Genomic DNA, 24,545 nt, shown 5'->3' with positions numbered 1-24,545 from the left:
TTGCTTATTTTTATAGTTTATTTTTATGGTTATTGTTTCAGCCGGAGTATAACTTACTGCATTTATGGCCTGAAGGTCTATATATTATTGTAATATTTACAAGTGTCTGATTATTGAACAATTTTTCGGAAAGTCAGGTTAATTCTAGGACCGATTTGCTTGCGGGTTTTGGGTATTGAGTGCTGCCAATGTTTCTGTAATTCGGGGCCCATTACCAGAAGTGAGCCAGAATTCAGAAGCAGTTCGTGCTGAGTTTTATCGGCTGCCCGAAGTAAAAAGCGCCGTGTTGCCCCAAGAGAGACGCTAACGATGGTCGGTTCAGGCCCAAGCTCTGGTTCATCATCTTTGTGCCAGCCCATGCTGTCTTGCCCATCTCGGTATAAATTGATCAGAACCGCATTAAATTCGGTGTTGCTTGCAGCTTCAGCGAGTTCTTTTATCTTTTTGACGACCGGGTGCCATCCTGAAGCTGTCAAAGTCAGTCCTGAGTAGCGGTAACGGATTCCAGGATCACCCATAAAATTCTGTAAACGGGGAATGGCTACCAGCTTACCAAACATCTTTATCTGATCCTGGCGCCACTCTAGTTCATTACTTAGCGTATTAAAATTCTGGTCAGCAGTATCAGGGCTTAGAAAATCGGTAATCAGAGTGTAGTCAGGTGTTAAGTCATCACGTTTGGGATTCTTTTCGCTCACTTACAGCAGTTCCTTCGCGGCTATAGAAAGCGCCTGACTGATCTCTATCTGATTACTTTGATGGGGAATGCTGTTGCAGGTAACGATTTCTGCCTCCGAAGATAGGGCATTGAAGGCAGAATCAGAGAACAGGCCGTGTACACCAATACAGCAGGCTTTCTTAAGTTGTGCTTTTTGCAGATGGCGGACGGTTTCCAGCATCGTTCTGCCACTGGAAATAATGTCATCTACCAGTACTGGGGTATGGTCATGCCAGCGTTCAACTTCAGGTAGTGATACTTCAACATCGTAGTCTCCGTGGCGGATCTTTGTCAGGACCTGAAAAGGCGCTCCTGCCAGTTGAGCGACATGAGAAACCCATTGTTCACTTTCACTATCCGGACCAATAAGTAAAGGTTTATCGATTGATCTGCTTATCCATTCTGCAATCATTGGTGCCGCATGGACGACAGTGCTCTCAAGCGTGTAGATTTCGTCCAAAGCGTTGTAACGATGTAGATGAGGATCCAGCGTAACTAACCAATCCAGATGACTGGAAAGCAATGCTGAAAAAGGGCGAGATGAAACGCACTCTCCAGGGTTGAAAGCTTTATCCTGCCGCATATAGGCGAGGTAAGGAGTGATCAATCCAATCCGTGTGGCACCTAAGCTTCGCAATGTATCTGCAAGAAAGATCAGGCGCAGGGTTTTACTATCGGGTTGATAGAGGTTACAGAATATAATTACCGACCTGCCGTCACATTCGTTCATGACTCTCAGGTAACTTTCCCCATCAGGAAAGTGACGCATATCCAGTTGGCCCGTATCAGCATTGATCTGTTCCGCCAGGTTTGCAGCAAGCTGTGGATCGCTATCGAGGTTAAAAAACAGAGGTTTCATCACTTATCCTTAGCCAATTCAATGATATCCAGATGGTCTTCAAGATACTCGACAGCATAACTGAGCTCGCCCGAGCTTTCTGCGTGGATGGTGAGCAGAGTTTGTTGAGGCTCGATAGGATCGCCAATCTTACAATGTAGATCCAGACCTGCCGCGAGATCCGCTGGCGCTCCAGCCAATTTAGCTACCTTGGCCAGTTTACGGTTGTTTATACAGCTAACAACCCCACGAGTTTTAGCGACCAACTCATATCGGTAGGGTGCGATTGGTGGTCTCTTAAAGGCCCCTTGCGCATGGCAGATCGCTTGGAACTTTTCCCATGCCGCGCCGGAATTAAGTATCTCAATGGCTTTCTTATATCCTTCACCGGGTCCTAAGCCTTGAACCATTTCAAGCACTGCGCCGGCGACTTCTGAGGCACGCTGGTAAAGGTCTTTTGGCATGTCCGGGTCTTGTTTAAGCACTGCGAGAATATCTCTGGCTTCAAGTGAAGGCCCTATCCCACGACCTACCGGTTGGGAGCCGTCAGTAAATAAGGTCGTTATTTTAAGACCTAAAGTGTCTGCAACGGTTTTAAAGTTTGCGGCAAGAACTTCAGCGGCTTCCTGACTACGTACTTTTGCAGTGGGGCCTACAGGTATATCGATTACAACATGGGTAGCACCTGCGGCAATTTTCTTGGAAAGCACTGAAGCGATTAGCTGTCCCTCACTGTCGATATCCAGTGCTCTTTCAACCTGAATCAATAGATCATCAGAGGGGGATAATTTTACTGATCCCCCCCAGGCTAAACAGCCTCCCTCTTGCTCAACTACGGTACGCATTTGGTCAAGGCTGAGGCTTACATTCGTAAGTGTCTCCATTGTATCCGCTGTTCCAGCAGGGGATGTGATTGCCCTTGATGACGTTTTGGGCATGGTCAGGCCAGCTGCGGTGAGTATTGAAACCAGAATCGGGGTTGTTCTGTTTCCCGGTAATCCGCCAACACAATGTTTATCCACAACGATCGGTAATCCCCATTCAATCGAACTACCCGACTCGACCATTGCGGTGGTCAGGTCTGTGATCTCGCGGATATTGAGTTTGTCATCACCGCAGGCAGTAATAAAAGCAGCTAAGTGAACATCCGCATAGCGGCCTGCCACAATATCCTCAATGATCTCTTTAAGTTCGGATTGGCTGAGTTCATTGCCATAAACCTTAGAACGGATGTAGGAGAGCGATTGCACAGGTTTAGGGTGAGATAACCAAACGGAGGTACCTTCACGAAGCTCTAGTCGTTTCCAGGCAGACTCTGAAAAGCCTATCTCACCAGGCATTAATAACTCGCCTGTTACCATATGCAGGGTTGCGATAAGGTGTCGTTGTTCTGTGCGAACAAGCACACGAGAGAGTGCAGAGAAGCCTTCCGAGCGGCAGACTGGACTATCCTGTCGTAAGTAGATAGTGGGTTCCTGATGGGTATCTAAACCTAAGCGACATGCGTTTAGGGGTGTCATTCTCTCTGGGGTATAACTCATATATTCTCTCCGCTTACTAGCAGTATATGAACTAAATCGCGGAGGTAAAACTATTCTTGATCAACTAAGGTGTACTTATGAATATAGATCATGATTTGGCGACAGAGACTTGCGAAGCCTGCCGAAAAGATGCACCTCGATTAACGGCTCAACAAATAGAAACACTCCTTGTGGAAGTTCCAGGCTGGCAATGGAAGAAGGCTGAGGGGATTGATCGACTGGAAAAGGAATACGCTTTTTCCAACTTTTTAACGGCTTTGGCATTCACTAATAAGGTAGGTGAGATGGCAGAAAAACGCGATCACCACCCGGATATTCTGACTTCCTGGGGGCGCGTTAAACTCACTTGGTATACCCATGCCATTGGAGGGTTGCACAGGAATGACTTTCGTTGTGCTGCAGCCAGTGATCAGCTGTATAACGGATAGGTCCGCAGGCTGACAAAAGATCACAGGTTAGATTCCATCTATCTAATATCTACTCTAGAATAGTCGCTCGATTATTTTCAGCGCTTGGAGTTTTGGCTAAATGGAACGTAGATTCAGGTTAGTACTGGCGTGTCCCGACCGTGTGGGCATTGTGGCAATGGTGAGTAATTTTATCTCCAGCCATGGCGGCTCTATTTCTGACGCCAATCAGCACACTGATAGCTCGACTGGCTGGTTCTTTATGCGTGTCGAGATTAATGCTGCGACGTTGCCATTCTCCCTGGAAGAGCTTAAAGCGGCCTTTTCACCGATTGCTCAGTCTTTCAATATGGATTGGAATATTAGTGATTCAGCTGTGCCGAAGAAGGTTATTCTGATGGCAAGTCGTGAATCGCACTGTCTTGCCGATCTGCTCTATCGCTATCATGAAGGCGAGCTGGATTGTGAAATCCCTTGCGTTATTTCTAATCATGATGATCTGCGTAGCATGGTGGAGTGGCACAATATTCCTTACCATCATGTACCGGTGAATAAGGAAGATAAACAGCCTCACTTTGATGAAGTGGCTCGCCTTATTCGTGAGAATAAAGCGGATACCGTTGTACTGGCGCGCTACATGCAGATTTTGCCTTCTGATGTGTGTCAGGAATATGCTCACCGGATTATCAATATTCATCATAGTTTCCTACCCTCATTTGCCGGGGCAAAACCCTATCATCAGGCACATGAGCGTGGTGTGAAGTTGATTGGTGCTACGTGCCATTACGTGACTGAAGAACTGGATGCGGGCCCTATTATTGATCAGGACGTTATCCGTGTAAGCCACCGCGATGCGCCTGAAGAGATGGTGCGTTTAGGGCGCGATGTTGAAAAAAATGTTTTGTCTCGAGGACTGCGCTGGCACCTGGAAGATAAAATTTTGGTCCAGGGTAACAAGACTGTCGTATTTAACTGATCCTCGTCAGTTGCGGTTATCAGCGGATAGGTGTAAACATAAAAGCATCAAGGGAAGCCGGTTATCTGATCGGCTTTATCTACGGATGCTGATAGTCGTTTATCAGCTGTGGAGGAATGCGAATGTTACGATCCGTTAAAGCTCAGGACTACATGTGTGAAGACCTGATTACTTTTACCCCTGAAACAGATCTGTTTGAAGCGATTAATAAATTACTTGAGTACCGTATTACTGGTGCGCCGGTAGTTGATAAGGATGGCAATCTCATCGGATTGATGTCTGAAGTTGACTGTCTTAAAGCAATATTGACGCTGACCTACCACGAGGAAGAGATGGGTGGTCGTGTAGGAACTTACATGTCGGATGAGGTGTATACCATCAACCACGATGCCGATATTATTAAAGTTGCCGAAGAGTTTATTAATAATAAACGCCGTCGTCTCCCGGTGGTAAAAGATGGTAAACTGATCGGGCAGATCAGCCGTCGAGATGTTTTACGTGCTGTAGAGCAGTTTGCCCAAGACGGTTAAGTTGATCATTTAAGATTAAAGCCGCGGCAAAGACTGCGGCTTTTTTATTTCCCTGGCTCCCTGTAATGATTCAGTGGAGCAGTAGCTATCACCAGAAGTGCCTGAATGAGTTATCAGTTTCCAGAAACGCCTATTTTGCTTTACCCATCTTTAGCCAAAGAGCTAGGCGTGGAGGCTGCTGTACTTTTAACACTCTATCATCAGCAGTTTCAGCGTTTGCAGAACCACTCTTCTGAACTGATTTTTTCTCATCAACAGTGGTTGGCGCTTGGTGCTTTCTGGGATGAAGAGCAGCTAGCACAGTTGACGAGTCAGTTAGTTGCGGCAGGCTATCTGGAAGCGTCTTTTGTTCCGGATGGGCGTGTTCAGATTCAGTTTGTTGAAGCTGAAGCGGATGCAGATGATGCCTTCGTGGAAGAACCTGAAATTGAAATTGTGAGTAGGCTCCCGGTTGTTGAAGAGATTCATCTGGAAAATACGGCTCCAACGCCGGTTAACCAGCCATCCCCTGACTATTCGCATGCGGCTTACCCGGAAATGCAGGATACGCCGTATTACCCTGATCATAATCAGCCCGCTGTGCCTCAGTCTTCGATACCTACCATTCAGACAACCGCTGTTGATCGAGGGCCTGCGCCGACTTTTGGTGGCAGTATTGGCTGGGCTCGAAAAGCCCAGCAGCAAAGAAGTGGACGTTCTGATGAACTGCATGCCTGTTTTGACCAACAGGAAAAGTTAAGAAAGAAATTGCACCCTATGGAATTAGGCTGGCAGCCATCAGCTAATTTTTATGCATTATTACCGAGACACAATATTTCCCCTCAGTTTGCCCAGACCTGTTTGGATGAGTTTGTGCTTTACTGGTTAGATAAAGACCGTAAGGAAACTAATTGGGATCAGAAGTTCCTTGGTTGGGTGAAAAGAGAGTGGGTTAAGAAGCAAACTCAGGAAGGGCGCCAGCAGCGCTTATCAAACGAACAGCAAGCAGGTTTTAACCATGAAAACCCCCGCAGAGATACTCGCGAAAAACGCCAACGGGTTACCGCAGCAATCATGGACATCAAAGACACCGACTGGTGATCAGCAGGCTGAGCCGGTTAGCAATGAGCTAAGTGTTGAAGTTAAAACACTTGTGAACATGATCTTTGCTCGTTTTATGGCGATATACGGTCATAAGTTTAAAAGCTGCTTTGAGACGCAGGATGAGATCAGGATCGCTAAGCGAGAATGGGCGCTAAGCCTGGGCGGGTACACTGAGCAGGAGCTGGTTGCAGCTATAGACTACTGTAAAGAGCACAGTGCCTGGATGCCGACTATCTCTGAATTCCTTAAAGTGCTGCGTAATCTAACCGGTGATCTTGGTCTGCCAATCGCTAAGCACGCTTATGAGGAAGCCTGTCTGAATGCGGAGCATGCCTCTAAGCATAACTGGACCCATCCTGCTATTTACTTTGCTGGCAAAGCGACCGGCTGGTTCCGACTGCGCACTGAAGATGAAGTCGATGTATTTCCTGATTTTCGTTACAACTATGATGTTATCTGTCGCCGGGTACGTGCAGGTGAAGAGCTTACAATGCCTGTTGCCGTAGCACTGCCTGATAAAAGTGATACGTCATTGTTTACTTTTATTCAGTCCTGGGGCGAAGAAAACAATCTGAAACCCGAAGTTGCTAGCAAATGGTTGTTTTATTTAACCAAGCCTAAAGGCTCGGAAGTACGTAAACGTTTTCAAAAGCTAGCTCAGGTTGAAGCGAATGCAATGGGCATTCAGTTACCGGACGATTATCAGTAAATTCAGCCTTTAAAGTTTGCCGCTTCCAATTCATGTTTCTTGAGCAGCTTGTAGAAATCAGTGCGGTTTCTCCCCGCAATTTTAGCCGCTTGAGAAACATTTCCCTCTGTTATTTGTAGCACCTTAATCAGATAGCGTTTCTCAAATTCCGCACGGGCTTCATTAAAATTCGGAATCACTTGTTCCTGATTCGCCAGTGCTCGTTTTACCGCGCTATCAGAGATAATCGGCGTTGTTGAAAGTGCGGTGACTTTCTCAATAATATTTTCTAACTGCCTGACGTTTCCAGGCCATGCCGACTGCGCTAGCTCGTGAAGGGCAGCGCTGGAGATGTTTTTAACCTTTGGGTTATGGCGTTGAGCCGCTTTATCTACGAAGTGCCGAGCAAGGGGCGGAATATCCTCGGGGCGTTCTGATAATGGAGGGAGATGGAGGTTGACCACGTTAAGTCGATAAAACAGGTCTTCCCGGAAGTCATTGTTAAGCATGGCTTCTTCTAGGTTTCGGTGAGTGGCAGAGATTATCCTCACATCGACAGGCACGGTTTCAGTACTACCGACAGGCCTGATCTGTCTCTCCTGTAATACCCGTAACAACTTCACCTGAAGTGGCATTGGCATATCACCGATCTCATCAAGAAACAGCGTGCCTCCATTAGCTGCCTGAAATAATCCTTCATGTTTATTAACCGCGCCGGTAAAGGCCCCTTTGGTATGGCCAAAGAGTTCAGACTCCAGCAGTTGTTCAGGTAGTGCACCGCAGTTGATGGCGACAAAGGGCTTTTTATGCCGAGGACTGGCGTTATGTATCGCATTTGCCATCAGTTCTTTACCACTACCGCTGGGCCCGGTGACTAATACACTGACATCAGACCCTGCAATTTGCTCAGCTTCTGCCAGCAGGTTTTCCATGATAGAGCTGCGGCTGATAATATTCTCACGCCATTTACCCAGAGAACGGCTTGTACTGGCTAGTGCGGCACTAATCGTCTGTAAAAGCTGGTCGCGATCTATAGGTTTGGTTAGAAAACCAAATACACCTTGCTGTGTTGCGGTGACCGCTTCAGGTATGGATCCGTGGGCGGTGATGATGACAACAGGGAGTTGCGGGTATAGGCGCTGGACCTGATTAAACAGGGCCATCCCGTCCATCCCTTCCATTCGCAGGTCTGTGATCAGCAGGTCGAACTGATCGTTGATTAATTCTAAGGCTCGCTCAGCACTATCGGCACAGGTGACTTTATACCCACTGGCCTCCAGACGCATAGAAAGAAGTTTCAGTAGTGAGCTGTCGTCATCGACAAGAAGAATCGCAGGGTTCATTGCTGACCCTCACGTTCTTCATTCAGATCAGACTCGATCTGAGTTAATGCATCAATTTTTACCTGTAAAGCCTGGTTTTCTTCCAACAGGTTATCTTGTTCGGCTCTCATCCACATCAGGGTCGAAGTGAATTGGTTACGAACGTCCAGGTAGCGATCTCCGGGGCAGCTTTCATGAGGAAATAGCACCAGTTTTGCGTAGTGTCGCTTGGCCTGCTGAAGTTGTTCAGTGGAAGAGAGTGGCGTGGATAAGAGCAGCGCAAGCAGGGCACTGTCTTTACTTTTAATCGCATTGAGCATAATGCGACTACGCTGATCAGGTTTACTGAGAAACTGTCGCTCAGTGTTTTGCAGATCATAAAGGTGCGCGGGCGTTATCCGGCAGGTTGGCTTTTCTTCACTCGCCTTTAAATTGGGCTTAAGTTCCTGAAGCTGGCACCCTGATAGCAGGAACAGGCAGCATAAGCTGAATAGCGCGGTATTACGCAAGGTGAATGTCCTCTTCTTTAGGTAAGCTAACTCTGAAACCCACCTGATTGTCACTGTTCTGAATCAGCTCAACACGTGCCCCTATTGATTCAGCCGCATCTTTAACGATACTCAAACCAATACCTGAGCCTTTGACGGGACCTAATCGACGGTTTTGGCCCTGGTAGAATGGGTCAAACAGGTGTGGAATATCTGTATCCGGGATGGTGGGTCCATCATTGATGACTTCAATACAGAATTCATCTTCATAAATGAATGTTTTTACTTCCAGGTAACCCTGTTTGCTTCCATATAACGCAGCATTAGAGATGAGATTACCCAGAATCCTAACCAGCATGGCCCGGTCAGTTTTCCACTGGAAGTCATCCCCAGGGATCTGTAAGTCGATCTCTTTTTGTTCCAGCAGTAATTTGTAGGGTTCGCATGCCTCGACAATAACAGGCAGAACAGGAACCTGTTGGATTGCAACCGGCTCATGCTGACTCAGACGGCTATAATCCAACAGCTGTTCAATGAGCGTCTGCAGCTGCCTGGCATTACTTTGCAGCAGGTTAGCGACTTCCATCTGGCTGTTATTGAGAGGGCCGGTAATCTGATCTGCGAGAAGGTCAGAGCCCTCTCTTAAGGTTGTCAGAGGTGTTTTTAGCTCATGAGACATATGGCGCAGAAAACGTTGTTTCTCATTTTCTACTTCTGCCAGGCGCTCGGTCAGCCAGTCAAGTTGCTGTTCAAGTTCCACCAGCTCATCAGGTCCGCCAACCTTGGCGCCAAAGTACTCTTCACCGGTGCCCAGCGCTTGGATTCGGTCAGCAATACGTCGAACTGGCTGAATGATCGTGAAGCTTAAAAACAGGATCAAGAGGGCTTCAAAGGCGAGAAGAATCAGTGCCATTGTACTGAGTTGAGTTTGTGTTTTTTGTGCTGTCTCATTTAACGCCTGGATTCGGTTGTCCAGAATACGATCGATCTGTTTATTGATCTCTCGGGTGAGGCTTAGCAGGCTATTACTTTCAACAGGTTCAGATTGACTGATTCGCTCGAGTAGTCTTTTGATCTCATTAAAAGTCGTAGCATCACTGAGCAGAAAACCATGTATGTCCAGAGTGGTACGATAATCATTAAGGAACTGATCGAGGCGTTGTTGAATTTCAGATTTCTGAACGATCTGATATTGTCGCGCTGAACGGGTGATATCTTCGGCCAGGTGTTCCAGCTGTTGACCTCTGCGGGTTACTTCTAATGCCTGTTTTGCAAGCACACGCCCTTGTGCCGACTGAGCAACCAGAGCATCAGTAGCATAAAAGATAAGGATGCCGAAGGGGGTTACGACAACCAGGAATGAGAGTAGCACTAACTGTTTAAGTGAACTCAATCGCCAGAAGCGGCTATTTTTTCTGGGCATTAAACAATCTTTTTAAACATCTGTATGTCTATTATCCATTAAAGCGGTCTTCCATCAAAACTATCGATCTAGTCGCGGAAACTTTGCAATCTTTCAGTCCTGCTGAGGGATTGCAAAATACCCTTAAGTAAGGCGACCGGATACCTTCCTGGTATCCGGCCAAGTCAAGCCAGAGCGGGCGGCTAGTGTGGACAAGGATGCTCTGAATTAACTGTTACCTTTCATGAATCAGTGACCTGCTGAGGCTGTCTCGGAATCAGTGAGTCACCTTTTCAAGAGAGGTGAACCCTTAATAGTTATGTACAGTAGCCAGGGCAATGAACGTAGTTGCCGTGGTTGCTTTAACCTGAAGCTGAGAAAATTCATCCTGGCTTAGGAAGCCATCTTTGTTGCTATCGATTTTGTCGAAGCTTTTTACCAGAGCTGGCGATACCTGAGCTTCCTGGGCGCTAACCTTGCCATCTTTGTTCTGGTCAAGTTTTTCAAAGATGCTTGGGGTTTTGATCTCTTCGCTTTTTAGAACCTCTGGCTGTGCTGCAGGCTCAACTTTTAGAGGAGCCTGATCAGCAGCAATTGCTGCAGAAGAACCCAGCAAAATGATGGATGCAATTGTTAAGTTTTTAAAAGTCATCTGTCTCTCCTAATGAGTAACCGTAAAAAAGGGAAATGAAAAATCACTAGGTATATATCAATGACTGTGCCAGTTTTAAAAAAGTATTATAAATCAAATGCTTATTGTTATTTATGGTTTGCTTTAGACCGTTGGAAAAAATAACCAGTTAAAAAACGCCAAAGACTGTCTCTTTTTAGAGACAGTCTGTTGTGTGTTTTATATGCAAACTTAATAATTTCAATGAGTTAGAGGGGTTTTAAATTGCGACAGTTGAATAATCAGACTATGAAAACGGCGACACCTTCAATATTTTTGAGTATCCGGTTCGTCTATGACCGGGTTACTCAGTTTGCCAATGCCTTCGATCTCAATGGTTACCCGATCACCGGGCTTCATGTAGCCTCGGGGTTTCATTTTGACACCTACCCCGGAGCTGGTACCTGTCGCAATTACATCACCTGGTTGTAGAGTGCATACGGTTGATAAGGTTTCGATGAGTTGGTAACAGTCAAAAATAAGATGCTTGGTATTTGAATGCTGGCGGAGCTCATCATTAACCCAGGTTTTGAGTTCCAGATTATGTGGATTTACTTCATCTGCAGTTACGATCCAAGGGCCCATAGGTCCATGGGTGTCAAAGGATTTACCTAAAGTCCAGGTTGGTGATTTTATCTGCCAATCGCGTACAGAAACATCGTTCACAATGGTGAACCCCGCGATAACTTCTGAAGCTTTTTCATAAGGTACATGTCGGCATGCTTTACCGATAACGATGGCAAGTTCACCTTCGTAATCGAGCTTTTCTGAAACAGTGGGGCGGTGTATCGCTTCATTCGGCCCGATAACACAGCTGCTCTGTTTATTAAAAAAAGTTGGGAACTCGGGGGTATCTAACCCGGTTTCCTCTATATGGTCAGCATAGTTAAGTCCAACCCCAAGAAATTTTTGCGGTGAGGCTACCGGGGCCAGCAAACTTACCTCGTTTAAAGGGATCTCCTGGTTGCCGGCTTTTGAAGCAAGGAGTGCCCATGCATCCTTGCCAGCAGCTAGAAAAGCGCTCATCTCCTGTGGCAGTTCCTTTACACTCCAGGCGGGGATTATTGACTCTTCTGTTACTGCACCAATACCGATCTTTCCCTGGTGATAGAAGCGGGCTAATTTCATAAATACTCCTCTTGCTGAACTAATTGGATTGTAACGACTCTACGTTTAGGGAAAAACAAAAATAACTGGAGGCAGGTCATGAAGCGGGGAATCTATTGTTCGGTGCTATTGTTCGCCGGAATCACTGCTAACGCTCAAGCAAGTAGTGGCATAGTGGTGGTTGAGGCGGGTGAATTTAAAATGGGATGTTCGGCAGGTGATAGCGCATGTGAGAATGATGAGGGGCCTGAGGGCGGAACCGTTGTCAGTGTACCGACCTTTAGCATTGATAAAAATGAGGTGACTGTCGCCGAATACGAAGCTTGTATAGCAGCGGGCAAATGTACGCGACCTAAAGATCACCAAAGAAACAAATATTGCAATGTAGGGGCTGAAGGTCGTGACAACCATCCGGCGAATTGTGTCGATTGGCAAGAAGCACTCGATTACTGTCATTGGCAGGGAGGGCGTTTACCTTATGAGGCGGAATGGGAAAAAGCCGCTCGCGGTCAAAGTTTAACCCGTTATCCCTGGGGCCAGGCGGTCAGTTGTAAGCAAGCTATTTTGGATGATGGTGTAACGATGGGTTCAGTTCCCAATGAGCCAGACGGTTGTGGTGAAGACAGAACCTGGCCTGTTGGCAGTCATGCTGCGAATGGCTACGGTCTGAATGATATGCATGGTAATGCCGGCGAGTGGACGATGAACTGGTATGACCGAGAGGGTATAACGCGTTATGCAAGTGGAGACCTCAAAGGGCCAGAAGATGGCCGTCAACGTGTCGTCCGAGGCGGCTCCTGGGATGAAAATGTTAATAACCTACGGAGTTCATTTCGTAATGTGAAGCCGCCTGTCAGCGGTCGAAGTATTTATGGATCGATAGGCTTTAGATGCGCCTATGATCCGAAGTAACAGACATAATAAAGGCACCCAATCGAGGGTGCCTTATACTCTGTTTAATGCTCAGTGAGATGGGGCGTGTAGCGAACGCAGGATGTTCGTGATAACCGCATCATACTGTTTACGATCTGGGCGTTTGCTGCTGAGTACCCTCAATCCCCAGATATTGGTCATCAGGTAAGTAGCGAGATCTTCCGGCGCTTGGTTGGAATTCAGGGAGCCTTCAGATTGAGCTTGAGTAATTGCTTTGATGAAGTAGTCTTCTACCTGGTTAAGATAACCACTGACTCGCTCGCGGATTTCATCATCTTCAGTGGCCAGTTCTAACATAGTATTGACCATTAGACAGCCGCGACCAATCTCATCATTGGAAAGGTCGTTGCAGAAAAGTTGGAAGAAGCGTTCAATCCCTTCTAATGGCGAAGCTGCGTTACTAAAAGCTACTTCAGCACGATTAATACTGCGCTCGGCATAGGTATCAATGACTTCAAGAAATAATCCGCGCTTGCTTTGAAATGCTCCGTACAGGGAACCCGGTTTCAACTTAGTTGCGTTTACCAAGTCCGTAATAGAAGTCGCGTTGTAGCCCGTTCTCCAAAACACTTCCATCGCTTTTTCTAATACATCCGTACGATCAAACTCTGCTGGCCTAGCCATTTTTTGCCCTCCTTGTTCTATTACCTTATTATGAATATTCACCTCCCTTCGATCAATAGCATTATTTTTACGGCGGCATCTGCGTGTTTAAGAACCTGTTTTTACTACTTTTTATAGTGTTAATTGCTGGTTGTCAGAGTATACCCGAAAGCCTTGAAAAGGATGCGGGCCCTCTGTTTCGCAGGGGAATTGTCAGTGATTCTGAACAAGGAATCATGTTTAAGCCCTGCTATGTAGCCAAGAAAGAACTGATCAATGACCACACCGGTAAACTCCAAAAGCGCCTTAACAAACAGATTGAACCGACCGTTTATGTCGAATTAAGCGGTGACAATATTGCCCCAGGTAGACCTTGGGATATCTATAAAGTTCATCTTATTGGTGGGAATGAATCAACATGCGGGTATGAACTAAGCGGGAATGACTTTCGGGCGGCTGGGAATTCACCCGTTTGGATTACCGATTTACGCACAGATGGCATTCATGTTCAAAACTATGGACGTTTGGCGAGACTTATTTTTCCGCTCAGAGATCCGATTAACCTTGGCAATGGCCGCGAGTGGAATAGTGAACTAAAAGGGATTGAAGCCTATAAGCTCTCTCTGAAAATTCTGGAAATACCCTGCCGGGACCGTTATGGAATAGAGTATGAATACAGTTCGGAGATGACGCTGAATGGAAAAGTTTTTTCCGGTTGTGCAAGAGAAGGAAACCTTGATCTGCGAACGCTACCAGGGCTCTACAGTACAGAGTTACCAGGTGTCCGAAGTGCCGGGCGATTTATCACGCTGGATATTACGCGCGAGGGTGATGTGATTGTTACTCAGGATTATCGTAATCGTCAGCCTCTGATTATTCAAAAGGGTAGCTGGGAGAGATTGTCTTCAGGTCGAATCGTACTTCATCTGACTGAAACTGATGGCCGTAAAGAGAGCGAAGTATTGATCTTTGAACGTGATCGTCGTGGTGGATTATTGCTTAAAGGGTATAGCTCTACTTACGGAAAATCCGGTCTCCGGCTTGAGCGGGTTGGACCGGAGCGGATCTACCGAAAAGTTAGTCGCTAAGTAGAATATCCTTCGCCTGATTAATCTTGGCCGCCAGATAATCGTTGCCACCGCGATCAGGATGAATCTTTTGGATCAGCTTTCGATGGGCATCGATAATTTCTTGTTTGCTGCACCCTGGAGTAAGCCCCAGAATTTCATAGGCCTCTTTTTTACTCATGCTTCCTGTTGGAGTAACAGTTGAGCCATTACCTGGGTCATCTTTGCGCCAGGCATCACCAAAGCGACGATCAAGGTAGTTTTCCAATAGTTTCGCTGAGTCTTTTTCCATCTGGCGGCAGAAGGTTAGTAGTTCGATGAACTCTTTCTCGCTCAGTTCATTAAGAGACCGCCCTTTGAATGGGCCGCGTTTGACTGTGCCATAAATCACCCCCGAGCTTTGGTCTATATGCATATCAAAAATTGCGGTATTCATCTCTGAATGCTGAGGGTTGGCATTTTTTTGTTGTTGTCTGCGAAGATACCAGCGGCCCAAAAAGGGTAGAGCCTTAATCAAAATAGGCAGGAACTTTTGCGCAAAAGGTAATAATCCGGCAACAACGGCTGCAATCCAGTGCAATCGACCGGTTATCGCCATCAGTAGTGCAAATAGGGCAAAAAGCACAAGCGTAATCAAAATGACGGCTTTCACTCTTTTGCGTGGAGTCAGGGATTTGAGCCAAAAAAAGATAAGAAACCCTATACCTGCCAGTAAGGCTAAACTAACTGGATTCAATGTGAACCTCGAGACATATATGTGTACCTGAAATCATACTGTTTTACGGATTAATCTAGCAATTGAGTTCAGATGAAGATTAAATTTTTTCTTAAACGCACCGTCAGTCTTGTGACCATTAAACTGAACGATAATTCAGTAAGTAAGAATTATTCCTATTTTCTTCTTCATGGTAGGGACAGTGAAACATTGTTCAGGTAGTATCGATTGAAAATTATTAAATGGAGTTTATAAGGTGCGTAAAGTCATTCTAGCCGGTGCAGTCGTTGTTGCAGGTGCAGCAGGATATTTTCTCACGCAGCAACAGGGCGGTGATGCTATCACTGAAACGAAGACATCTCCTCTGGCTTACGTGCCTGCGGATACCGTGTTTTTCTCGGGGCAATTAGCACCTTTTCCACTTAAGGACTACCTCCAGTCTACCACTTTTTCTCAGCCGCAAATCCCCCAGGATCTTCTCGAAGAGCTGGATGACAGTACTGAGCCACAAGGCCGTTTCCTTGGTAGTCTGGCTAAGTCTTATCTAACAGCGGCAAGTTCAGCTGAAGCGTTCCAGAAAGCTTTTGCGCTTCCGGATGAAATGAAGGCCATTGTTTATGCGGTAGGGTTCCTGCCCGTAATTCGTTATGAAGTAACGGATGAGAAAGCATTTTGGACTCTTCTGGATAAGGCAGAATTGGAAAGTGAGTTTAAGCATGAGGCACGCACGCTCGGCAGTTTGAATTATCGCGCTTATCCGTTAGAAAAAAATGAGCGGGGTGAGCTGCTGGAGTTAGTTGTCGCTTATGAGGATGGTTGGGCAACCTGGACTATTAACACCCATGTTAATGATCAAGCCACTTTAGAGACTGCGCTGGCTCAGAAAGCACCTGCGGCAGCCTTAAAAGATAGCGGCATTATTGATGGTATCGCAACCAAGCATGGTTTCCAGAAAGATGTGATTTCGTACATTGATCATAAGGGACTAGTGACGGCCTTCACTACAGCAGAAGGCAATACTCTGGCGAAAATGCTGACTAAAGCGATGCAGCTTGATGGCAGCCCGGACGATCTGGCTATGATTCGTACTGCAGAGTGTCAGGCTGAGATGGGCGCTATGGCGGATAACTGGCCACGTACTGTCTTTGGCATGCGAAGCGCAGATGATATGAAAATAACGCCTGAACATAGCTTCATGCGTATGTCTATCGTTGTTGAAAGCAACAACAAGGTTGTAATGGATGCGCTGACCTCTATGCAGGGCTTCATTCCTTCATATCTCAAAGAAGCACAAGTGCTTGGATTTGGCTTAGGTATTGACGCAAACAAGTTGGGACCTGCCCTGGGAACTATCTGGAGCAATATGCTTGAACCGGTTTATAAGTGCGAGCCACTTGCCGAGATGCAGATGGGGATTCGTCAGGCCAATCCGGCAGGTTTAGCTATGTTTACTGGCATGGCACAAGGTGTGAAGGGTATCGCTATGGGTATTCAGGATTTCAGCCTGAATCTTGATGCGCCTCAGCCAACGGTTGATTCACTGGATGGTCTGGTTTCTCTTTCAGCGGATAATCCGGAAGTACTGTTTAATATGGCTAAATCTTTTGCGCCACCATTAGCTGCAGTTCAGTTGCCAGCAGATGGCTCTCCGGTTGATCTGAGTACAGTCATTCCACTACCGCCTGAAGTCAAAGCTAAGCCGATGCTGACCCTTAAAGGTAAGCACCTGGTTATCTATAGTGGTGAAGGTGGTAAAGCTGCTGCGGACTCTCTGGCTACAGAGGCTCCGGTGAGCAATGGTTTATACAGCATTGCACTGGATTACAAAAAACTGTTTACCCCGATTTTACCCGTTCTGGAGATGGCTGCGGGTGATCCGGAAGTATCCAGTCAACTGGAAGTCTTGAAAAAGATGGACATGCGCGCCAAAATCGATCTGAACCTGACTCCTCAAGGCATTGAGATTGTGACCGAGGCAGATATCAAAGCGCCGAAAAAATAAGCGCTTCATGATTTGAATAAACCGCCGCTATGATTGGATACCGGCGTTTTTTTTATTTCCGAACTCTGGCTACACTTTAGGGAACCTGATAATAAGTCTAGGACTTGTTCGCAGGCTCCTCAGCTATAAGGTCCTTCGGAATGGAAATTATGAAGAGCATATTAGCCTGCCTGTTATTGCTTTCTTCTATAGAACTCTCAGCACAACAGATCAGAATTATCCCCCCTCAATCTGAGCATGATGCCAGTCACAGTTATTTTGCAGAACTACTGCAAGAGGCATTAGACCTTACAGTGCCTGAATATGGTTCTGCCGACATCGTCTTTACTACCAAGATGGAGCAAGGCAGAGCTCTGCATGAACTTGCCAAAGGGAAATTTATTGATGTTTACTGGGCAGGTACATCATTGGAAAGAGAGCAGCGGTTACTACCTGTAAGGGTGCCTCTTCTTAAAGGTTTACTGGGATTTCGTGTCGCGGTTATCCGTTCTGAAAGGGAGAGTGTTTTCTCAGAAATTCAAAATCTGGAGGACCTTAAATCCTTATCCGCTTGTCAGGGCGAGCATTGGCCCGATTCAGATATTCTTGAAGCTGCGGGAATCCAGGTTCGGCGGGGGCCTATCTACGAATTGCTCTTCAGTCAGCTATATGCCGGGCGCTGTGATTTTTTTCCCCGAGGTGTCCATGAAGGCTTTGGCGAAGTTGAAGCAAGGAAGCAAAGGTATCCCGAACTGTCGGTGTTTTCGGATTTAATTGTCTATTATCCTTTTCCTATGTACTTCTTTGTCAGCCCGAAAGACGAAGTTTTAGCGGAGCGAATTCAGCTAGGGCTGGATAGGGCGATTGATTCTGGGTTTCTGGATAGGCTTTTAACCGAGCACCCAGTGACATCGCATCTTTTCCCCATTGAAAAATGGTTGCAAACGAAGGCTATCATTCTGGACAATCCTTTGCTTCCAAAAGAAGCGGATGTCACTGACCAGCGTTATTGGTTGAGACCTTATGCAGAAGTGAAGTATTAAAAAAGCCCCGGCAGGGGCTTAGATCAGGCTTGAGCAGGTTCTTCTGGCTCGCCCATGTAACGTTTGCGCTTTTTCGCTTTAACGTACTCAATATCAACCAGTACCAGACCATCGATGCAGTAGTTGAAATCAGCATCAACACCGAAATCCAGAAAGCGAACACCGCCCTCTTCACAAAGCTCGCTGTACTGCTTGTAAAGGGTTGGAACGCTAACACCAAGGAATTCCAGTTGCTCCTTGAGAATGCGGAAGTCAGCCTTGTAGTTATCCCCACTGAACATGCGCTGCATATTGGCCAGGGTTTCGCTGTCCAGAGTGTAGGGGGACAGTGAACGAGCCAGACCTTCGGAGTCACTGAAATAGTGGCTATAGAACCAGATCAGCATATCTTTAGCGACTTTAGGGTAGTTATTACTCAGGCTGACCGGACCAAACATATAACGGACTTCCGGATGTTTTCTCAGGTAGGCGCCGATGCCATACCAGAGATAGTCCAGGCTTCGTTTGCCCCAGTATTTGGGTTGAACAAAGCTGCGGCCCAGCTCAATTCCCTGAGCAAAAAAAGGCTTCATCTGATCGTTATATTTGAATAGGGTTGAACTATAAAGAGCCTGTTCACTATTTAAGTCCAGTTTTCCAGCCTCAGCAAGACGGTAAGCACCGGCTATCTCCAGTTCTTCTTCATCCCAGAGAATTAGGTGACGATAGTACTGATCGTAGTTATCCAGATCTTTTTTATCCCCTGTACCCTCACCGACACAGCGAAATGCGATCTCGCGAAGACGTCCGACTTCCTGAATAACGGCAGAATCTGCCTTATAGTCAAAGAGGTAGATCTTCTTCCCATCAGAAGTTTCGCCGAGTAATTCTGCTTCGCGAAGTTCCTGTTTGAGTGTTTGCCGGTTTTGCGGGTGGGCTATCGTTCTCTCAGTAATGAATAACGGCTTTTTGTTTTTTGCAATTCGGTAAAGGTGCTTCTTCAGCAGCTTAGCTTTTTCAGCAGTGGATACGGGGACCGCATCAATTTGGCTAAACGGGATAGGCTCGCCGACTTTCATTGGAATGGTGACCGAGTGCTTATTAAACATCTCTCGTGCCAGCATCATGGTTGAAAGGGCTTTGTTTATATAAGACACACTATAAAACAGAGAGGAATTCTTACCGCCAATGAAGATTGGAAGCACTGGAGCGTTAGCTTTGCGGGCAAAGCGAATAAAGCCGCTGTTCCACTTATCGTCTTTAACACCAGTGATCCCGGCACGGGAAACTTCGCCCGCAGGGAAAACGATGATTGCCTGCTCTTCATGAAGCGCATCTACGATACGTGCGATATCCCTTTTACGGGTGCTTTTTCCTAGGTTATCTACGGGAAGAAAAAGGTTCTTGATCGGATCAAAGTTCATCAATACGTCATTCGCCACGATTTTTACATCACGCCGAACTTCGCCAACCATTTTGAGTAGCGATAAACCATCCAAAGCCCCAAGAGGATGATTGGCAATGATTACAACTCGGCCGGATGAAGGAATATTAGCCCGATCGCGGTTACTGATGCTGTACCCGAAGTTAAAGTATTCCAGCACACGGTCAATGAATTCAAACCCGTGTGCGTCCTTGTTGGCATCCAGAAATGTGTTGATTTCACTTTCATGCACCAGTTTGCGCAGCATATACAGGGCTGAACGTTTGAAAGGGGCCGGTTTATCAACAAATGCCGGATACTTACTAATCAGAGCCTTTTCTACATTAATAGTTGGCTCTTCATGAATGATGAGGTTGTTTTCACGTGTGTTCATAACGTGAAAAATATATGAGGAGTTCGTGACTAATCTTTGACGAAATGTTTACGTTTTAATGACAGGTTGCTAATTACCTGATGCGTCAGTCTCACGCATAGCTTTTGTCCACAAGTCATCATCGCCTTTCCTTCGGCCATTATTCTGCCTTCTGTCAGGCTTACCAGGTTCAAAGCGAATCTCATCCCTACGATCTTTTAGTTCGCGACGGTCCTTGCCGGAACGCTTTTCGCTGCCGTGAGGATCGAATTGCATTGCGGTCACCTTATTTTATAGCTGGAATAGGAGTTCTGGACGGGGAGTAGAGGAAGAGAGAAACCTGCCCAGAACTCCTCCAGACCGTTTCAAACCTATCACAAGCATAGCAGAGATTTTTTATTTGGCAGGAATATGCGTTTAGGTATAATACTGTATAAATAAACAGTATTGGTGGCGATTATGGAGCGCAAGATCATTCATTGTGATTGCGATTGTTTCTTTGCCGCAGTAGAAATGAGGGATGACCCCTCATTGGCCTCAATTCCTATAGCGGTAGGTGGCCGGTCAGATCGCAGGGGGGTTATCTCTACCTGTAACTATCTTGCCAGGGAGTATGGGGTTCGCTCTGCCATGGCGACTGCGCAGGCTATTAAGCTTTGTCCGCAACTCAAAGTACTGTCTGGAAATATGCAGAAATATAAGGATGTATCTGCCCAGGTGATGGCTATTTTTAAGGAATACACGGATCTTATTGAGCCACTCTCTTTAGATGAGGCATTTCTGGATGTTACTCATTCTGAATGCTGTTCTGGAAGTGCCACTCTGATTGCTCAGGAGATAAGACAGAGAGTCAGAGATGAAGTAGGTATTACGGTATCAGCCGGTGTTGCGCCAAATAAATTTTTGGCAAAGATTGCCAGCGACTGGAATAAGCCCGATGGAATCTGGGTGATTACTCCGGATCAGGTTGAAGAGTTTGTTCTACAGCTGGGTGTTAATAAAATTTCTGGGGTAGGGGACAAAACCGCAGAAAAGCTCAAGTCTTTCGGGATAGAAACCTGCAAAGATATTCGTGAAAAATCTCGTATTGAACTCATTGAGCGGTTTGGTAAGTTCGGCCAGCGACTTTATGAACTTTCCTGGGGAATTGATCAGCGCCCAGTAAGAAGTTCCAGAGTGCGTAAATCGATCAGTGTTGAGCATACCTTCCCGGATGATCTGCCGGATTTAGAGAGCTGCCTGGCCCAGTTACCTGCGTTGTTGGCTGAGCTAGAGGAGCGGTTCGCCAGACATAGCTCGCAAAGACAAGTGGGTGGAGCCGTGGTAAAAGTAAAGTTCTTTGATTTTGTACAAACGACCGCTGAACATGCTTTAACGGTTGCAGAGCCATCTCATTTCAGACAGCTTTTAATTGATGCATACAGTCGAGGTAATCGTCCGGTCAGGTTAATTGGGGTAGGCTACCGTTTAAAGCCTGAATCAGGCGGAGAGCCCCAGCAACTTTCACTTTTAACATAATGGGATTGCGTTATGCCTGAAAAACATTGCTCTATCGATAATCTGCGTCTTCGGCTCAGTGTCTTTCAGACGGAGTATGGAACGGGCATTACTAAGTGGGCAGTACATTGTTGTCAGTTGGCTTTTGCAGCGCTGGAAGAAGGTAATTACGGTGTTGGGGCGGTCCTGCTTGATCGTCAGGGTGAGTGTTTAGCTGTAGGTTCGAATCAAGTGTTTAGTCAGGGATTCAATTCAGCCGGTCACGCAGAGATGAATCTACTCGATGATTTTGAAGCTCGCTATGACGATTATCCAGATCGAGCCGGGTTAACTTTGCTGGTTAGCCTCGAACCTTGTCCTATGTGTACAGCGCGTATTCTTGCCGCCGGAATTGGTCGGGTGATCTACCTTGTGGAAGATCAACTTGGCGGCATGTTATCGCATTGCGATAGATTACCTGATGCCTGGGTTAATTTGTCACAGCTTATTGATGTTAAAAAGTTTTCTGAATCAAAAGAGCTTTCTTTACTGGCTTATGATATTGCGAATGCACAAATATCAGAACGGCGAGAAAAGTTAATCAGTATTATTCGACCTTGAATGCCTGAAATTACAACGATCATTTGCTATACTCGCGCGCTTTTAGCGATTTGGTTAAAAAAGAACCAATTAAAAAGCCCAGAGGTAATAAATGATTCAACTGCTTGTTTCAAAGTCTCAATCACTTAAGAGCGATGTGCTCTCAGGACTGACCGTAGCCCTGGCTTTGGTTCCTGAAGCGGTAGCCTTTGCTTTTGTTGCAGGTGTCGAGCCTCTGGTTGGTTTATATGCTGCCTTTATGGTCGGTTTGATAACTGCCGCAATTGGTGGTCGTCCAGGTATGATCTCTGGTGCAACCGGTGCTCTGGCAGTGGTCATGGTGAGCCTGGTAGCGCAGCATGGTGTGGAATACCTGTTTGCTACGGTCGTGCTCATGGGTATATTCCAGGTTCTGGCGGGCGTTTTCCGGCTGGGTAAATTTATACGTTTAGTCCCCCATCCGGTAATGCTTGGCTTTGTTAATGGCCTGGCAATCGTAATTTTCCTCGCCCAGATGAAGCAGTTTCAGTTTTCCGATGAAAACGGAGTGCTGCAGTGGCTGCAGGGTGAGCAGATGATGCTCATGCTTGGACTGATAGCCCTGACAATGGCGATTATTCACTTCCTGCCAAAGCTAACTCGTGCAATTCCATCTTCGTTAGCGGCTATTCTGACTGTGACTCTGCTGGTGATCGGTTTAGATCTGGACGCTCGTACTGTACAGGATGTACTTGCAGATATGACGGGGAACCCGGCTGCTACAATCGCTGGTGGCCTCCCACAGTTCCATATTCCAATGGTGCCACTGTCTGTTGAAACCTTGAAGATTATCCTTCCATATGCGTTGATTCTGGCAGCGATTGGTTTGATTGAATCCCTGCTGACCTTAACGTTGATTGACGAGATCACGGAAACACGTGGTCGTGGTAATAAAGAGTGTATTGGTCAGGGCGTTGCGAACGTTGCAACAGGCTTCTTTGGCGGTATGGGCGGCTGTGCCATGATTGGGCAGAGTATGATCAATATTAACTCGGGTGGTTTTGGTCGCGCTTCCGGTATTTCTGCAGCGTTGTTCCTGCTGACATTTATTTTGGTTGGTTCCAGTTTTATCGAGATGATCCCGGTTGCCGCTCTGGTGGGCGTGATGTTTATCGTAGTTATTGGGACTTTCGAATGGGCGAGCCTGCGCCTGTGGGGCAAGATCCCACGTTCTGACCTGATTGTTGTGGTTGCCGTGACAGGGGTAACGGTTTGGCAGGATCTTGCGATTGCGGTAGTGGTTGGTGTCATCATCTCTGCTTTGGTATTCGCCTGGAAGCATGCAAGTAATATGTCTTTCGATATCCGCGATGAATATGACACTAAGGTTTATGTGCCAAATGGTCCGTTATTCTTTGCTTCAGTACAGAACTTCCGTGATCATTTTAACCCTAAAATGGACCCTCCTGAGGTCATTGTTGATTTCAAAAACTGTCGTGTAATGGACCATTCCGGCATTGAGGCGATTGATGCGCTGGCTGAGCGCTATGAGAAGGCAGGTAAAGAACTTCATCTTCGCCATCTGAGCCCAGAATGTCGCAACTTGCTGACTAAGGCAGGTAGTGTGGTGGAAGTGAATTCCAGTGAAGATCCTAAGTATAAGGTGGCCGACGATAGCCTCGCTTAACGGATTTGCATAAAAAAGCCCGGCAATAGCCGGGCTTTTTTTGAGCTTATGATTAGTTAGCGGTTATATTTTTCAGCTTTACTTAGCGGCTTTATTTTGCAACCAAGGCTACACTTTCGAAGTTGATGCCAGACCAGCCGTGCTTCATGAAGTTACGAATGTTACCGTGGTCATCGCCCTCAGGTGTGTTTAGGACATCCTGATAGAATCGACCAAAGCACTTCAGCGTTTTTTCTTCTTCAAGGCCATTGAGTTTTGCAAAAGCAAAAATCTTACAGCTACCTTCGTTTGTGCCCGCCTCATTGTGAACGTCACCGTTGCTGAACGCACTCGCGGTGTAGATATAGTTGTCTGCGATCACCTGCATAGTGTCTTCAAAATCCAGGTCAGTATTACCGCCAAGCTGAAGCAAAAAATCATTCAAAGTCATGTTGTATTTCCTTTAAGAGAATACCGCAGATATTAGGGTGGTGGTGCTGAAAATCAATAGTTTGATCCGTGTCAGTTGTTGTTTCTTTTTTGTGACCAGGGTTAAGTATTTTTTATATCGGTGGAGTAGACTGAAATTAAGGCAGATCCAACGCAGTATGCCGTTATAAAAAACAACAATAAGCGGGGGTGATAGTCATGTTAACTTACAATGAATGCTTGGAAATGAGCGGACTCACAGTTGGCGAAGTTAATGCCATTGCTGAACACGAGCATGTGGATCCAATTATTGCGATGGCGATGGGTAACTATCTGGTTGAACATCAGGGGGAGAAAATGATCAAGAAAATAATTCTTGATGATATAGCCAAAGCTGAGCGTGATCGTGATTATCCCCATGCTAATCTGCTGCGAAGAGTGATGGAGCATTTTGTGGCAACACATCCTGAAGCAGATGTTTAATTAGATCAGACGAGTTGTTAATTAA

General features: G+C 46.3%; 26 protein-coding genes. 13 read left to right on the top strand and 13 right to left on the bottom strand.

The window, feature by feature from the left end:
• Nucleotides 1–110: 110 nt before the first annotated feature.
• The 3 genes from MED92_RS05820 to MED92_RS05810 are packed head-to-tail and all read right to left on the bottom strand — an operon-like array spanning nt 111 to nt 3,097.
• Nucleotides 111–698 carry an alpha-ketoglutarate-dependent dioxygenase AlkB family protein gene (locus tag MED92_RS05820; protein WP_007020583.1) on the bottom strand — a complete coding sequence of 196 codons (588 nt, stop codon included), beginning with the start codon at nt 696–698 and terminating at the stop codon, nt 111–113.
• The gene (locus MED92_RS05815; protein WP_007020582.1) at nt 699–1,577 is read right to left on the bottom strand and encodes a ribose-phosphate pyrophosphokinase; all 879 of its coding nucleotides are present in this window, start codon (nt 1,575–1,577) and stop codon (nt 699–701) included.
• Entirely contained in the window at nt 1,577–3,097 is a 1,521-nt protein-coding gene (locus tag MED92_RS05810) for a thymidine phosphorylase family protein (protein WP_007020581.1), read from the bottom strand. Before MED92_RS05810 ends, MED92_RS05815 begins: the two co-directional genes overlap by 1 nt.
• 77 nt (nt 3,098–3,174) lie before the next feature.
• Here MED92_RS05810 and MED92_RS05805 point away from each other — a divergent pair, with 77 nt between their 5' ends.
• The 5 genes from MED92_RS05805 (at nt 3,175) to MED92_RS05785 (ending at nt 6,802) form a co-directional block, all read left to right on the top strand.
• Nucleotides 3,175–3,525, top strand: coding sequence for a 4a-hydroxytetrahydrobiopterin dehydratase (locus tag MED92_RS05805; RefSeq protein WP_007020580.1), 351 nt, complete (start codon nt 3,175–3,177; stop codon nt 3,523–3,525).
• 100 nt (nt 3,526–3,625) lie between these two features.
• Complete coding sequence (gene purU, locus MED92_RS05800; RefSeq protein WP_040661598.1) at nt 3,626–4,480, top strand: formyltetrahydrofolate deformylase; 855 nt, start codon at nt 3,626–3,628, stop codon at nt 4,478–4,480.
• 122 nt (nt 4,481–4,602) lie between these two features.
• Nucleotides 4,603–5,010 carry a CBS domain-containing protein gene (locus MED92_RS05795; RefSeq protein WP_007020578.1) on the top strand — a complete coding sequence of 136 codons (408 nt, stop codon included), beginning with the start codon at nt 4,603–4,605 and terminating at the stop codon, nt 5,008–5,010.
• A 105-nt stretch (nt 5,011–5,115) separates the two neighbouring features.
• Nucleotides 5,116–6,090 carry a DnaT-like ssDNA-binding domain-containing protein gene (locus MED92_RS05790; protein ID WP_007020577.1) on the top strand — a complete coding sequence of 325 codons (975 nt, stop codon included), beginning with the start codon at nt 5,116–5,118 and terminating at the stop codon, nt 6,088–6,090.
• The gene (locus tag MED92_RS05785; RefSeq protein ID WP_007020576.1) at nt 6,008–6,802 is read left to right on the top strand and encodes a replication protein P; all 795 of its coding nucleotides are present in this window, start codon (nt 6,008–6,010) and stop codon (nt 6,800–6,802) included. The genes MED92_RS05790 and MED92_RS05785 overlap by 83 nt, the downstream gene beginning before the upstream one ends.
• A gap of 2 nt (nt 6,803–6,804) precedes the next feature.
• On the opposite strand, the gene MED92_RS05780 is transcribed toward MED92_RS05785, so the two are convergent.
• The 5 genes from MED92_RS05780 to MED92_RS05760 all read right to left on the bottom strand — a co-directional run bounded on the left by MED92_RS05780 (nt 6,805) and on the right by MED92_RS05760 (nt 11,791).
• The gene (locus MED92_RS05780; RefSeq protein ID WP_007020575.1) at nt 6,805–8,124 is read right to left on the bottom strand and encodes a sigma 54-interacting transcriptional regulator; all 1,320 of its coding nucleotides are present in this window, start codon (nt 8,122–8,124) and stop codon (nt 6,805–6,807) included.
• Nucleotides 8,121–8,612, bottom strand: coding sequence for a hypothetical protein (locus tag MED92_RS05775; protein ID WP_007020574.1), 492 nt, complete (start codon nt 8,610–8,612; stop codon nt 8,121–8,123). The genes MED92_RS05780 and MED92_RS05775 overlap by 4 nt, the downstream gene beginning before the upstream one ends.
• Nucleotides 8,605–10,014, bottom strand: coding sequence for a sensor histidine kinase (locus MED92_RS05770; RefSeq protein WP_007020573.1), 1,410 nt, complete (start codon nt 10,012–10,014; stop codon nt 8,605–8,607). The genes MED92_RS05775 and MED92_RS05770 overlap by 8 nt, the downstream gene beginning before the upstream one ends.
• Nucleotides 10,015–10,303: 289 nt before the next feature.
• Nucleotides 10,304–10,645 (bottom strand): EF-hand domain-containing protein, encoded by a 342-nt coding sequence (locus tag MED92_RS05765; RefSeq protein WP_007020572.1) that lies wholly within the window; start codon nt 10,643–10,645, stop codon nt 10,304–10,306.
• Nucleotides 10,646–10,930: 285 nt separating this feature from the next.
• Nucleotides 10,931–11,791, bottom strand: coding sequence for a fumarylacetoacetate hydrolase family protein (locus MED92_RS05760; RefSeq protein WP_007020571.1), 861 nt, complete (start codon nt 11,789–11,791; stop codon nt 10,931–10,933).
• A gap of 78 nt (nt 11,792–11,869) precedes the next feature.
• Here MED92_RS05760 and MED92_RS05755 point away from each other — a divergent pair, with 78 nt between their 5' ends.
• Nucleotides 11,870–12,682 (top strand): formylglycine-generating enzyme family protein, encoded by an 813-nt coding sequence (locus MED92_RS05755; RefSeq protein ID WP_007020570.1) that lies wholly within the window; start codon nt 11,870–11,872, stop codon nt 12,680–12,682.
• Nucleotides 12,683–12,733: 51 nt separating this feature from the next.
• Here MED92_RS05755 and MED92_RS05750 read toward each other — a convergent pair whose 3' ends face one another.
• Complete coding sequence (locus MED92_RS05750; protein WP_007020569.1) at nt 12,734–13,327, bottom strand: TetR/AcrR family transcriptional regulator; 594 nt, start codon at nt 13,325–13,327, stop codon at nt 12,734–12,736.
• Between the two features lie 215 nt (nt 13,328–13,542).
• On the opposite strand from MED92_RS05750, the gene MED92_RS05745 reads away from it, so the two are divergent.
• Complete coding sequence (locus tag MED92_RS05745; RefSeq protein ID WP_238321494.1) at nt 13,543–14,394, top strand: hypothetical protein; 852 nt, start codon at nt 13,543–13,545, stop codon at nt 14,392–14,394.
• Here MED92_RS05745 and MED92_RS05740 read toward each other — a convergent pair.
• Nucleotides 14,384–15,025, bottom strand: coding sequence for a DnaJ domain-containing protein (locus tag MED92_RS05740; RefSeq protein ID WP_238321493.1), 642 nt, complete (start codon nt 15,023–15,025; stop codon nt 14,384–14,386). The two genes, MED92_RS05745 and MED92_RS05740, sit on opposite strands and share 11 nt — an antisense overlap.
• A gap of 319 nt (nt 15,026–15,344) precedes the next feature.
• Between MED92_RS05740 and MED92_RS05735 the strand changes: the two genes are divergently transcribed.
• Together MED92_RS05735 and MED92_RS05730 are read left to right on the top strand one after the other, a co-directional pair.
• Nucleotides 15,345–17,090 carry a hypothetical protein gene (locus tag MED92_RS05735; RefSeq protein WP_007020566.1) on the top strand — a complete coding sequence of 582 codons (1,746 nt, stop codon included), beginning with the start codon at nt 15,345–15,347 and terminating at the stop codon, nt 17,088–17,090.
• Nucleotides 17,091–17,239: 149 nt separating this feature from the next.
• Nucleotides 17,240–18,112: a type 2 periplasmic-binding domain-containing protein gene (locus MED92_RS05730; RefSeq protein WP_238321492.1), complete on the top strand. Its 873-nt coding sequence runs from the start codon at nt 17,240–17,242 to the stop codon at nt 18,110–18,112.
• A 23-nt stretch (nt 18,113–18,135) separates the two neighbouring features.
• Here MED92_RS05730 and olsF read toward each other — a convergent pair whose 3' ends face one another.
• Both olsF and MED92_RS05720 read right to left on the bottom strand, forming a co-directional pair.
• Nucleotides 18,136–19,908 carry a bifunctional ornithine lipid synthase OlsF gene (gene olsF / locus MED92_RS05725; protein ID WP_007020564.1) on the bottom strand — a complete coding sequence of 591 codons (1,773 nt, stop codon included), beginning with the start codon at nt 19,906–19,908 and terminating at the stop codon, nt 18,136–18,138.
• A gap of 69 nt (nt 19,909–19,977) precedes the next feature.
• Nucleotides 19,978–20,163, bottom strand: coding sequence for a hypothetical protein (locus MED92_RS05720; protein WP_007020563.1), 186 nt, complete (start codon nt 20,161–20,163; stop codon nt 19,978–19,980).
• A gap of 183 nt (nt 20,164–20,346) precedes the next feature.
• Between MED92_RS05720 and dinB the strand changes: the two genes are divergently transcribed.
• From dinB to MED92_RS05705, 3 genes are all read left to right on the top strand, one after another.
• Entirely contained in the window at nt 20,347–21,405 is a 1,059-nt protein-coding gene (dinB, locus tag MED92_RS05715; protein WP_040661595.1) for a DNA polymerase IV, read from the top strand.
• Between the two features lie 12 nt (nt 21,406–21,417).
• Nucleotides 21,418–21,984 carry a nucleoside deaminase gene (locus tag MED92_RS05710; protein ID WP_007020561.1) on the top strand — a complete coding sequence of 189 codons (567 nt, stop codon included), beginning with the start codon at nt 21,418–21,420 and terminating at the stop codon, nt 21,982–21,984.
• A gap of 91 nt (nt 21,985–22,075) precedes the next feature.
• Nucleotides 22,076–23,629, top strand: a complete 1,554-nt coding sequence (locus MED92_RS05705; protein WP_007020560.1) for a SulP family inorganic anion transporter — start codon at nt 22,076–22,078, stop codon at nt 23,627–23,629.
• A 91-nt stretch (nt 23,630–23,720) separates the two neighbouring features.
• Here the strand turns inward: MED92_RS05705 and MED92_RS05700 are convergent, their stop codons facing one another.
• Nucleotides 23,721–24,059, bottom strand: a complete 339-nt coding sequence (locus MED92_RS05700; RefSeq protein WP_007020559.1) for a HopJ type III effector protein — start codon at nt 24,057–24,059, stop codon at nt 23,721–23,723.
• A gap of 224 nt (nt 24,060–24,283) precedes the next feature.
• On the opposite strand from MED92_RS05700, the gene MED92_RS05695 reads away from it, so the two are divergent.
• Nucleotides 24,284–24,520, top strand: coding sequence for a hypothetical protein (locus MED92_RS05695; RefSeq protein ID WP_238321491.1), 237 nt, complete (start codon nt 24,284–24,286; stop codon nt 24,518–24,520).
• The last annotated feature ends 25 nt before the right edge of the window (nt 24,521–24,545 follow it).

This window comes from Neptuniibacter caesariensis (assembly GCF_000153345.1).
Classification (GTDB): Bacteria; Pseudomonadota; Gammaproteobacteria; order Pseudomonadales; family Balneatricaceae; genus Neptuniibacter; species Neptuniibacter caesariensis.
The sequence above is the reverse complement of the archived record's forward strand: the minus strand, read 5'-3'. Positions and strand labels throughout refer to the sequence as shown.